Here is an 11759-nt window from a genome sequence, read left to right as displayed (position 1 = left end):
CATGACAAGCGAAGTACGCGTCCCGACACTGGGTGAATCCGTTACCGAAGCGACCGTGGCAACATGGTTCAAGAAACCCGGCGATCATGTCGAGGTTGACGAAATGCTGTGCGAGTTGGAAACCGACAAGGTCACCGTCGAAGTGCCCAGCCCGATTGCAGGGACCCTTGCCGATATCGTCGCCGCCGAAGGCGAAACCGTTGGCGTCGATGCCCTGCTTGCCAATATCTCTGAAGGCGGCGAAAAACCCGCCACCAAGCAAGAAAAGCCCGCCGCAACCGCCAAGGTCGAAGCACCGGCCGCTGGTGGTGATGCCATTGATGTCATGGTCCCCACCCTTGGTGAATCCGTGACCGAGGCAACAATCAGCACATGGTTCAAGAAAGTCGGCGATACAGTCGAAGCCGACGAAATGCTGTGCGAGCTGGAAACCGACAAGGTCAGCGTCGAAGTGCCAGCCCCCGCCGCAGGCACCCTGACCGAAATCCTGTTCGAAGAGGGTGCCACCGTCGAAGCCAACGGCAAGCTTGCCGTCATCGCCCAAGGTGCCGGCGCCGCCGCACCCGCGCCAAAGACTGATACCCCTGCAGCCCCATCCGCAGCCCCCGCCTCCGGCGATATCGAAGATGCGCCTTCTGCGAAAAAGGCAATGGCAGAGGCCGGTATCACACGCGATCAGGTCACTGGCACAGGCCGCGACGGCCGCGTCATGAAAGAAGACGTTGCCAAGGCCGTCGCCGCCGGAACCTCCGCTGCGAAGCCAGCACCGGCAGCCGCCCCGCGCGCGCCTTCTGCCCCACAAGATGCGGCACGCGAAGAACGGGTGAAAATGACCCGTCTGCGTCAAACCATCGCCAAGCGCCTGAAAGACAGCCAAAACACCGCGGCCATGCTGACCACCTATAACGAGGTCGACATGACCGAGATTATGGCCCTGCGGAATGAATACAAAGACCTGTTCCTGAAGAAACATGGCGTAAAGCTGGGCTTCATGTCCTTCTTCACCAAGGCCTGTATTCACGCCCTGCATGAAGTGCCCGAGGTGAACGCCGAAATCGACGGCACCGATGTTGTGTACAAAAACTACGTCAACATGGGCATCGCGGCAGGCACGCCAACGGGCCTTGTGGTCCCTGTAATCAAAGACGCCCAAGACATGTCCTTTGCCACCATCGAAAAATCGATTGGCGAAATGGGGGCCAAAGCCCGCGATGGCAAATTGTCGATGGCCGAAATGCAAGGCGGCACCTTCACCATCTCCAACGGTGGTGTTTACGGCTCGCTGATGTCCTCGCCGATCCTGAACCCGCCGCAATCGGGTATCCTTGGCATGCACAAAATCCAGGAACGCCCAATGGCGATTAACGGCCAGGTTGTGATCCGCCCGATGATGTATCTGGCACTCAGCTATGACCACCGCATCGTCGACGGCAAAGGCGCTGTAACCTTCCTTGTCCGCGTGAAAGAGGCATTGGAAGATCCACGTCGTTTGCTGATGGATCTGTAAATAATCGGCGCGCGGGCACATCGCCCGCGCCTAAATCACAAAGGGGTCGACCATGACAGAAACGACAATACTCGCCGCCTACGGTCTGCTGGTTTTGCTGACCATTCTGCTACAGGTTCTGGGCGGCATGCAGCAGCTTAGCCTTGGGTATCTAATTTCGTCGCGCGATGAAACGCGGACCGTCAGCGGTATGACCGCCCGGCTCGAACGGGCCTTGACCAACTCCATTACCGCAATGGCACTTTTTGCCCCTGCGATCCTCATTCTGGTGGTGCTTGACCGTACCAGCTCCGCCAGCCTTCTGGCGGCTCAGGTGTTTCTAATCGCCCGCATCATCTATCTACCGGTCTATGCATTTGGCATTCCCGCAGTGCGTACCCTCGTTTGGCTGGCCGGGTTTGCCGCCACCGCCGTTTTGTACTTTCTCGCGCTATAAGGCTGGATGCTGCAATGGGACCCGAACTTACCGTTCTCATTCTCGCAGCACTGCTGCAGGTTATGACCTTTGCCCTGTTTGCCATCCCCGCCAATCTAGAATTGGGGATGGGCTACACCCTATCCGCCCGTGACCGCGAACCGACACGCCAAATGTCCGACCGGACGGCACGGTTGGGTCGCGCCTTGAACAACATGTTCGAGGCGCTGATCCTGTTCAGCATTGCAGCGCTGGCCATCCAGACCACAGGCCAAAGCACTCCCTATACTGCCCTTCTCGCATGGGTATTTCTGGCCGCCCGCATCGCCTATATCCCCGCCTACGCCTACGGGCTGCGCCCGGGCCGCTCGCTCATCTGGCTGATGGGCTTTGTCGCAACTGTTCTTATGCTGATTGCAGCGCTCTTCTGACTTTCCAAATGGCCATAAATCCCGGGGGAGTGCGCTTGCGCACGGGGGCAGCGCCCCCTAGCTTACTTCTAAACCGGCACCTCGCCTGAAACAAATAATCGCCCGACCTACCAAGGAGACCTTCCATGTCCAGCTACGATGTCATCATCATCGGCTCCGGCCCCGGCGGCTATGTATCCGCCATTCGTTGTGCCCAATTGGGCCTCAAGACGGCCTGTGTCGAAGGCCGCGAAACGCTTGGCGGGACCTGCCTGAACGTGGGCTGTATCCCCTCCAAGGCGATGCTGCACGCAACCCATATGCTGCACGAGGCCGAACATAACTTTGCTGAAATGGGCCTCAAGGGCAAAAGCCCCTCGGTCGACTGGAACCAGATGCTGGCCTACAAGCAGAAAACCGTCGACACCAATACCAAGGGCATCGAGTTTCTGTTCAAAAAGAACAAGATTGACTGGATCAAAGGCTGGGCCACTGTCCCAGAGCCCGGCAAAGTCAAAGTCGGTGACGACATCCACGAAGCTAAAAATATCATCATCGCAACCGGATCAGAGCCAGCATCCCTGCCCGGTGTTGAAGTGGACGAGAAAGTCGTCGTAACATCAACCGGTGCGCTGACCCTGAACAAAGTGCCCAAGAAGCTTGTCGTGATTGGCGCAGGCGTGATCGGGCTCGAGCTTGGCTCTGTCTACGCGCGGCTGGGGTCCGAAGTTACTGTTGTCGAATATCTGGATGCGATTACGCCCGGCATGGACGGCGAAGTTCAAAAACAGTTTATGAAGCTGCTGAAAAAGCAGGGCATCAATTTCGTTATGGGCGCAGCCGTGCAACGCACCGACGCCACGAAAACCAAGGCCAAGGTCACCTATAAATTGCGCAAGGATGACAGCGAACACACGCTGGATGCCGACGTCGTTCTGGTCGCCACAGGCCGCAAGCCCTTCTACGACGGTCTGGACCTTGATGGTTTGGGCGTCGAGCGGACAAAGCGCGGCCAGATCGCGGTTAACGATCATTGGCAAACCTCGGTAAACGGCATCTACGCGATCGGCGATGTGATCGAGGGCCCGATGCTGGCCCACAAAGCCGAAGACGAAGGCATGGCTGTGGCAGAGGTCGTGGCGGGCAAGCACGGGCACGTCAACTACGGCGTGATCCCCGGCGTGATCTATACCCACCCCGAGGTTGCCAATGTCGGTGCCACCGAAGAGCAGCTCAAAGAAGCGGGCCGCGCCTATAAGGTCGGCAAGTTCAGCTTTATGGGCAACGCGCGGGCCAAGGCGGTCTTTGCCGGTGACGGTTTTGTCAAAATTATCGCGGACAAGGAAACCGACCGCATTCTGGGTGCGCATATCATCGGACCAGCCGCTGGCGATCTGATCCACGAGGTATGCGTCGCAATGGAATTCGGCGCATCCGCCGAAGACCTGGCGATGACATGCCATGCCCACCCAACCTATTCCGAGGCCGTGCGCGAAGCCGCACTGGCCTGCGGCGATGGTGCGATCCACATGTGATTTCTTAGGTGGGGTTCACGCCCCACCTCCCCTAAAAACCTGAAAATCGCCCGCGTGCCAGGCGGCAAAGGCTCCGCCATCTTAGCACAGTGGGTGATGTAGCATTCTTCTTACTGGCGTATAATTCATTTATAATATTGCCTCAGATTCACAGACGCAAAACCGACTCTGGCACAATTGGCAGTGAGTTATGGCTATTTGAGCTGATTGTGGCACTCTTCCGATATACCTGATTAAACCTTCGCACATGATGCCGTCGCCCTTATTTTCAAAATAAGTAACAAACCAAAGGACCCCGCCATGCCCCCTAAATTCGGAACCAGCGGCCTGCGCGGGCTTGTGACTGAACTTACCTCTGATCTTATCGGTGCTCATGTCAGGGCTTTCATCGCGACCTGCCCTGTGGGGAATGGCATCTGGATCGGGCGCGATTTACGGGGGTCTTCGCCAGCGATATCTAGGATGGTCGCAAACGCGGCACGCGAGATGGGGGTGCAGGTCACTGATGCGGGGGCCGTGCCGACGCCTGCCTTGGCCCTGGCGTCTATGAACGCGGGCTGTGCTGCGGTGATGGTGACAGGCAGCCATATTCCTGACGACCGGAACGGGATCAAATTCTATACCCCCGAGGGCGAGATCACCAAGGCCCATGAGGCCGCCATTCTGGCAAATCTTGATGCGGTCCCCACCCATGACGGCCCCGAGGCAATAACGAATACCACCGCAGAAGCCGCCTATATCGCCCGCTACAAAATGGCCTATGGAACGGCGCTGGCAGGCATGCGCATCGGGGTTTACAGCCACTCCGCCGTTGGGCGCGATTTGATGGTTAACCTGCTGACCCAACTGGGCGCCCAGATCACCGAGCTCGGCCGTTCCGCGCATTTCGTGCCTGTGGATACCGAAGCTGTGCCCGAAGACGTGCGTGCGCAGCTGCGCCATTGGGCCAGCAATCACCCGCTGGACGCAATCGTGTCAACCGATGGGGATGGCGACCGGCCGCTGGTCGCAGATGCGATGGGCAATGTCGTGCCGGGGGATCTGCTCGGGCAGATAACGGGTACGAATTTGGGTGCGCCGATTGCTGTCACACCTGTATCGTCGAACTCTGGGGCAGAGCAGGTGTTCGACAGCGTTATCCGCACCAAAATTGGATCGCCCTTCGTCATTGCAGGCATGGAAAGCGCCAAGGGGCGCGTTGTGGGGTACGAGGCAAACGGCGGCTTTCTGTTGGGCTATGATGCGCAAGGCCCTGCTGGCGCATTGCCAGCTCTTATGACCCGCGATGCTGTATTGCCTATTCTCGCCAGCTTGGTCGCGGCCAAAGCGGCAGGCAGCCTAGCCGCCGCCGTCGCCGCCCAACCCGCGCGCTTTACCGCGGCGGATCGCTTGCAGGGTGTCGCCACCGAAACGGCCCAAGCCTTTATCGCTGAGCTGAGCACCGACGACGATACCCGCGCAGCGTTCCTGAAGCAGTATGCCCTGACCGAGGTTGCGGTTGATCGCACGGACGGCTTGCGGATGATCTGCGCCGGCAACCGCATCGTGCATCTTCGTCCCTCCGGCAATGCGCCGGAGCTGCGGTTTTACGCTGAGGCTGACAGCGTTGACGCAGCAGAGGATTTACTGGCTCAGGGGCTGGATATCCTGCGTGCAAAGATGATGCCGTAGGGGGCACTACCCCAAGGGTTTGCCGCTTTTCTCGGAAAACGCGTCGAGCGCCCTTAAGAGCTACCCCTTCGTGTCAACCTTCTTCGCATCCCTATTCCGCGTCATCCGCGCGATCATCACAAAGAAGAACGGCACGAACAAAACGCCCAGCACGGTTGCCGCGATGGTACCAGACAGCACGCCGCTGCCGATGGCTGTGCGACCACCCGATCCGGCACCGCTGCTTAGAACCAGCGGCAATACACCCAGCGAGAACGCCATTGAAGTCATGATAATCGGGCGGAACCGTTGTTTTGCAGCATCGAGGGCCGCGTTAATAATGCTTTCGCCCTCTTCGCGTCGGTCACGGGCAAACTCCACGATCAGGATCGCATTTTTACCGGTCAGGCCGATCACCGTCAGCAGGCCGACCTGAAAGAAGACCCCGTTCTCAAACCCACCAAAATAAGCACCCGACAGGGCCCCGAGAACCCCAATTGGCATGGCGAGCATTACCGCGAAGGGGATCGACCAGCTTTCATAGAGTGCGGCCAATGACAGGAAGATCGCGGCCAGCGACAGGGCATAAAGCAACGGTGCCTGATTGCCGGATTCTTGCTCCTCAAGCGACAAACCTGTGGGTGCGATGACAAAGCCCGGTGGCAAATCTTGGGCAAGCCGCATCAGCTCGGCAAGCCCCTCGCCCGTGCTGGTGCCGGGGGCTGCAGTCCCTTGCAATTGCATCGCTGGCACACCGTTATAACGGTTCACGCCTTGGGGGCCGAAGGTCCAATTCGCCTCGGTGAAATTCGAGAAAGGGACCAACCCACCGCTCGCATTCCGCACGCGCCATTTTTGCAGGTCGGACGGCAATGCGCGGGCGTCAGCCTCGCCCTGGACATAGACGCGTTTTATCCGCCCTTCGTCGATGAAATCGTTCACATAGCGGCCCGCCCATGCGATGGTCAGCAGGTTGCCGACATCGCTGGCCGTTACCCCCATTGCACCGGCGCGGCGCCAGTCGATATCAAGGTTAAACTGCGCTGCATCCTCAAGCCCGCTGGGGCGGAGCGAGGCGATCAGCGGGCTTTGCGCTGCGGCACCAAGCAGTTGATTACGCGCATCCAGAAGCTGTTCGTGGGTCTGTCCACCGCGCGCCTGAAGGTAGAAATCAAAGCCAGACACGTTGCCCAGTTCGATCACCGAAGGTGGCACAACGGGGAATACTTGCGCGTCCTTGATCTGGCTAAAGGCACCAAACGCACGCCCGGCCAGCGCTTGTACGCTGAGGTTCGGCGCGGTGCGTTCATCCCAGTCCTTGAGACGGACAAAAGCCAGCCCAAGGTTCTGCCCTTGCCCCGCAAAGCTGAACCCGACAACGCCGAATACGGATTGGACCATGTCGCTTTCTTGGTTCAGGTAATAATCCTCGACCTGTTTGACGACTTCGAGCGTGCGTTCGGCAGTGGCCCCCGTCGGGGTTTGAATGAGGGTAAAGAGAATGCCCTGATCCTCGTCCGGCAGGAACCCTTGGGGCGTACGCAGGAACAGCGCGCCCATGGCCGCGATGATCGCAAGATAAAGGACGCCGCTGATAAACGGATGCCGCACGATACCACCGACAAGACCGGCGTAACCGCCGCGCAGCTTGTCAAATCCGGTGTTGAACCACTTGAACGGTCCGCGTTTTTCATCGTGCTTCTTCGCCTTAAGCAATGTCGCACAAAGCGCGGGCGTCAGGGTCAGCGCCACCACGACCGATAGCGTCATGGCCGAGATAATCGTGACCGCAAACTGCTTGTAAATCACCCCGGTTGAGCCGGGGAAAAACGCCACCGGCACGAACACGGCAGAGAGCACAACCGCGATACCGATCAGGGCACCGGTGATCTGGTCCATCGATTTGCGCGTCGCCTCAACCGGGCCAAGGCCTTCTTGCTCCATAATCCGTTCGACGTTTTCGACCACAACAATCGCGTCATCCACCAGCAGACCGATGGCCAACACCATCGCAAGCATTGTCAGCGTGTTGATCGAAAACCCAAGCACGGCCATCACGCCGAATGTGCCTAGCAAGACAACCGGCACCGCCAGCGTGGGGATCAACGTTGCGCGGAAATTTTGCAGGAACAGATACATCACAAGGAAGACGAGGATGATCGCCTCGATCAGCGTCTTGACCACCTCTTCGATCGAGATTGTGACAAAAGGCGTCGTGTCAAAGGGTACGACATAGGTCACGCCTTCGGGGAAAAATGCCGCCAGCTCTTCCATACGGCTCTCGACCGCATTTGCCGTGTCCAGCGCGTTGGCACCCGGTGCCAGACTGATCGCCATCCCCGTCGACGGGTTGCGGTTATAGCGCGACACGGTGGCATAGCTTTCGGCGCCGATCTCGACACGAGCGACATCATTGACCAAAACCAACCCGCCGTCGGTTTCTGCGCGCAGTACGATCTGGCGGAAATCCTCGGGCGTACGCAGAAGCGATTGCGCTGTGATCGTCGCGGAAAGCTGTTGCCCTTCGACAGAGGGACGCGATCCAAAGGCACCGGCAGAAATTTGTGCGTTCTCGGCAGATACAGCGGCAACGACATCCGACGGTGTCAGCTCGAACGCCGCCAGTTTGGCCGGGTCAAGCCAGATGCGCATGGCGTATTGCGCGCCGAAAACCCGCACGCTGCCAACACCCTCGACCCGGCTCAGCTCGTTCACGAGGTTGGTGGACAGATAATCGCCAAGGTCCGTCGCATCGAGGTTTCCATCTTCGGAGATCAAAGAGATCACCATCAAGAAGCCGGCCGATGATTTTTGAACCGTTACACCTTGCCGCTGTACCGTTTCGGGCAGCAGCGCGGTGGCTTGCGCCAGTTTGTTTTGCACTTGGACTTGGGCGATGTCCGGATCAGTGCCTGTTTCGAATGTCAGGGTCACACTGGCGCTGCCAGACGACGTCGAACTGGATGAAATATAGCGCAGCCCGTCCAGCCCGGTCATCTGCTGTTCGATAACCTGCGTGACGGTATTTGCCACCGTGTCAGCTGACGCACCGGGATAGACGGCATTGACCGAAACGGTTGGCGGCGCGATCTGCGGATATTGCGCCACGGGAAGCCGCAGAATGGAAAGCACCCCGATGCCCATAATGAAAATCGCGATGACCCATGCAAAAATCGGGCGGTCGATGAAAAAGCGGGCCATGGATATTCCGGTTCTGAATTATTCGGTTTTGGTATCGGACGGATCGACTGGTGCCGATGTCTGTTCCTCGGGCGTCACTGTCGCGCCGGGGCTGGCTTTTTGCAGACCCACGGTCACAATCCTGTCGCCCGCGTTCAGCCCCTCGCTCACCACCCAGTCGCTGCCCATGTCCTGCAAAACGGTCAGCTGGCGCGTCTCGACAACATTGTCATCGCCCACCACCATCGCAACGGGCTGTCCGCGCCGGTTGCGGCTTACGGCTTCTTGGGGGATGACAAACACACCTTGCGCAGTCCGTGTCGGCATTTCGACCTGCACATACATGCCGGGCAGCAGCAGCTTGCCGGGATTGTCGAACGACATCCGCAGCACCACGACCCCGGTCTGTTCATCCACGTCAGGTTCCGCAGCAGTCAGCGTGCCGGTCTGGTCATAGAGGCTGCCATCGGCGAGCGTCAGACTGACACGGGCCATACTGTCACCCAGCCGTTCACCCATATTGCCACGGCGCCATTCCAGCATCTCGGCGGCGGATTGGGTCACGTCCACATACACCGTGTCGATATTGCGGATTACGGCCATCGGGCTGGCCTGACTTGCCGTGACCAATGCACCTTGGCTGGCCAAGGAACGCCCGATTTCGCCTGACAAACGGGCTGTAATCTCGGTCCGGTCAAGCTCGATCTGTGTCGCGTGGCGCTGTGCTTGCGCGGCCTGAAGACCGGCCCGCGCGACATCCCGCGCAGCGACGGCACTATCAAGCGAGGCGGTGCTGGCAACATTGCGCGAGGCCAGTTCTTGTTGCCGAACTTCCTCTTTCTCGGCAGCGTTCAACTGCGCCTGCGCTTGCGCCACCGCCGCATCGGCTTGCGCGACAGCGGCCTCGTAGCTCGCAGGGTCGATCTTATAAAGCACATCTCCCGCCTCGACCGATCCGCCTTCTTGGAACAGACGTTCGGTGACGATCCCCGCGACCTGCGGGCGTACTTCTGCCGTGGCAGAGGCCACAACGCGTCCGGGCAGGGTTGTCGTCAGGGTCACATCTTGGGGTTGAACCGTTACCACGGTGACTGCGGGCGGTGGGCGCCCTTGCTGTTGGGCAGCCGCTGGAAAGGCGAAGGCGGCAAGTGTAAGGCAAAGCAACGGCAAGCGCCGGAAGGGGTGGATCGAATGCATGGTTTGATGGTCCCGTCAGACGTTGCGGATGACAAACTTGGGTTGAGTATAGCGCCTTGCGGCAAAATATAGTTGGCAGGTCAGAAACAGCGTTTGAAAATACAACGCTATATACTAAGCCAAGCTTACTAAACGCCTATTTATTTCGTACGGCGAAGAAGTCAATCCAAACCTTCTAACATATACTTGAACGCTTGCCGGATCGCATTTCCCGCAAGCGTTGATACAGCCCAAGATCCCCGTCGCAGAATGCACTTCTACTTTGAGATCAAAGAAAGGGCGGCCTGTCGCAGCCGCCCCCCCGTTACTTGATCGTTCAGACGGTTTTCGGTTCCAGCTCGACCGACCACAGCTCTACATCTGCGCTGTCCATCAGGCGCACGGTCATCACGCCCGTGTCGGCGGCAATGTCGACCTTGCCGAAAAACTGCAAACCGTCGCTTGGCGGCAGGTTGGCCTTGCCTTCTTCGGGATGTTTGGCAAAGCGTACTTCGGGGCCAAAGGTGTTGTCATAGCTCGACGGGCCAAAGGTGCCCGCATGCAGCGGGCCAGACACGAATTCCCAGAACGGGTCAAACTCCTGAAACACGGCGCGATCCGGCGAGTAGTGATGCGCAGCAGTGTAATGCACGTCTGCGGTCAGCCAGACGGTGTTCGCGATTTCCGCAGCCTTGATAAAGGACAGCACAGCAGCAATGTCTTGCTCGCGCCCGAGAACCGGACCGTCACCATTCGCCCCATTCTCCATATTCGTATCGCCGTCGCGCACCATCATCCCAATCGGCATGTCAGATGCGATCACCTTCCACGTCGCGGTGGAGTTCACCATTTCCCGCTTGAGCCATGCCAGTTGCTCGGCCCCCAGAAACGGCGTGCCTTCTGCTTCGGTATTGGCGGTGTTGTCACCCCGATAGGTGCGCATGTCGATCACAAAGATATCCAGCAGCGGGCCATAAGAAACCTTGCGGTAAACCCGCATTGGTTCGGCCAGATTTTGACGTGTTGGCATCATCTCGTGAAACGCATGGGCCGCGCGCGCCGAAAGCGTCTGCATCGACTTGACCGCATAGCGGTCGTCGCTGGCAAGCACCTCGTTCGGGTACCAGTTGTTCGTCACCTCATGGTCGTCCCATTGCGAAATCATCGGGACCGCCGCATTGAACGCCTGAACATTACGGTCCATGTAGTTGTACAGATGCTGGCCCCGGAATTCGTCGAGGGTTTCGGCCACCTTGCTTTTGGCGGGCGTGACGATGTTCTTCCAGATTGTCCCGTCCTCCAGCTCGACCTCCTCCTTCAGGGGGCCATCGGCATAGACCGTGTCGCCGGAATGCAGGAAAAAGTCAGGCGTATGACCCAACATGGTGGCATAGGTGGTCATGCCGCCGCGATCCTCGTCAATACCCCAACCTTGGCCGGCGGTATCGCCTGACCAGACGAAACTGACATCGCGGTTGCCCATCGGGGCGGTCCGGAATTTGCCCAATGTCGGCTCTGACATGGTGCCATCTGCCAGATCGGTCATCGTCACGCGGTAAAAGATATCCTGATCGCTGGGCAGCCCGGTCAACGCCAGCTTGCCTGTGTAATCAGATGGGGTGCCAACGGCCAAAGCGGGGACAGCCTGCGCGTCAGACATGCTCTCGGTCGTGGCCCATTCAACGAGCATCTTTGCCTCGCGGTCTGCACGGCTCCAGATCATCGCGCCGTCATGGGCAACATCGCCGGACATCACGCCGTGGGTGATAATAGGACGCGACTGCGCGCGCGAAAGGGACGGCATAGACAATGAAGCCCCAAGAGCGGCCGAGCCCAAGAGAGCCTGACGGCGGGTGAAGGAAATACGTGGCATAAACTGCGACTCC

General features: G+C 58.9%; 8 protein-coding genes. 5 read left to right on the top strand and 3 right to left on the bottom strand.

Annotation, left to right across the window (positions count from 1 at the left end):
* Position 1: 1 nt before the first annotated feature.
* From odhB to AADJ11_RS04350, 5 genes are all read left to right on the top strand, one after another.
* Positions 2-1507 (top strand): 2-oxoglutarate dehydrogenase complex dihydrolipoyllysine-residue succinyltransferase, encoded by a 1506-nt coding sequence (odhB, locus tag AADJ11_RS04370; RefSeq protein ID WP_341233320.1) that lies wholly within the window; start codon positions 2-4, stop codon positions 1505-1507.
* A gap of 52 nt (positions 1508-1559) precedes the next feature.
* Positions 1560-1943 carry an MAPEG family protein gene (locus AADJ11_RS04365; RefSeq protein WP_341233319.1) on the top strand — a complete coding sequence of 128 codons (384 nt, stop codon included), beginning with the start codon at positions 1560-1562 and terminating at the stop codon, positions 1941-1943.
* Positions 1944-1957: 14 nt separating this feature from the next.
* On the top strand, positions 1958-2353 hold the full coding sequence (locus AADJ11_RS04360; RefSeq protein ID WP_341233318.1) for an MAPEG family protein: 396 nt from the start codon (positions 1958-1960) through the stop codon (positions 2351-2353).
* A gap of 125 nt (positions 2354-2478) precedes the next feature.
* Positions 2479-3867: a dihydrolipoyl dehydrogenase gene (gene lpdA, locus AADJ11_RS04355; protein WP_341233317.1), complete on the top strand. Its 1389-nt coding sequence runs from the start codon at positions 2479-2481 to the stop codon at positions 3865-3867.
* Between the two features lie 300 nt (positions 3868-4167).
* Positions 4168-5538, top strand: a complete 1371-nt coding sequence (locus tag AADJ11_RS04350; protein ID WP_341233316.1) for a phosphomannomutase — start codon at positions 4168-4170, stop codon at positions 5536-5538.
* Between the two features lie 60 nt (positions 5539-5598).
* Here the strand turns inward: AADJ11_RS04350 and AADJ11_RS04345 are convergent, their stop codons facing one another.
* The 3 genes from AADJ11_RS04345 to AADJ11_RS04335 all read right to left on the bottom strand — a co-directional run bounded on the left by AADJ11_RS04345 (position 5599) and on the right by AADJ11_RS04335 (position 11746).
* Positions 5599-8718 carry an efflux RND transporter permease subunit gene (locus AADJ11_RS04345; protein WP_341233315.1) on the bottom strand — a complete coding sequence of 1040 codons (3120 nt, stop codon included), beginning with the start codon at positions 8716-8718 and terminating at the stop codon, positions 5599-5601.
* Positions 8719-8736: 18 nt separating this feature from the next.
* Complete coding sequence (locus AADJ11_RS04340) at positions 8737-9894, bottom strand: efflux RND transporter periplasmic adaptor subunit (RefSeq protein ID WP_341233314.1); 1158 nt, start codon at positions 9892-9894, stop codon at positions 8737-8739.
* A 316-nt stretch (positions 9895-10210) separates the two neighbouring features.
* Positions 10211-11746 (bottom strand): alkaline phosphatase D family protein, encoded by a 1536-nt coding sequence (locus AADJ11_RS04335; protein ID WP_341233313.1) that lies wholly within the window; start codon positions 11744-11746, stop codon positions 10211-10213.
* Between the last annotated feature and the right edge of the window lie 13 nt (positions 11747-11759).

It is taken from the genome of uncultured Sulfitobacter sp. (assembly GCF_964021855.1).
GTDB lineage: Bacteria > Pseudomonadota > Alphaproteobacteria > Rhodobacterales > Rhodobacteraceae > Sulfitobacter.
This window is presented reverse-complemented; position numbering and strand designations above follow the sequence as displayed.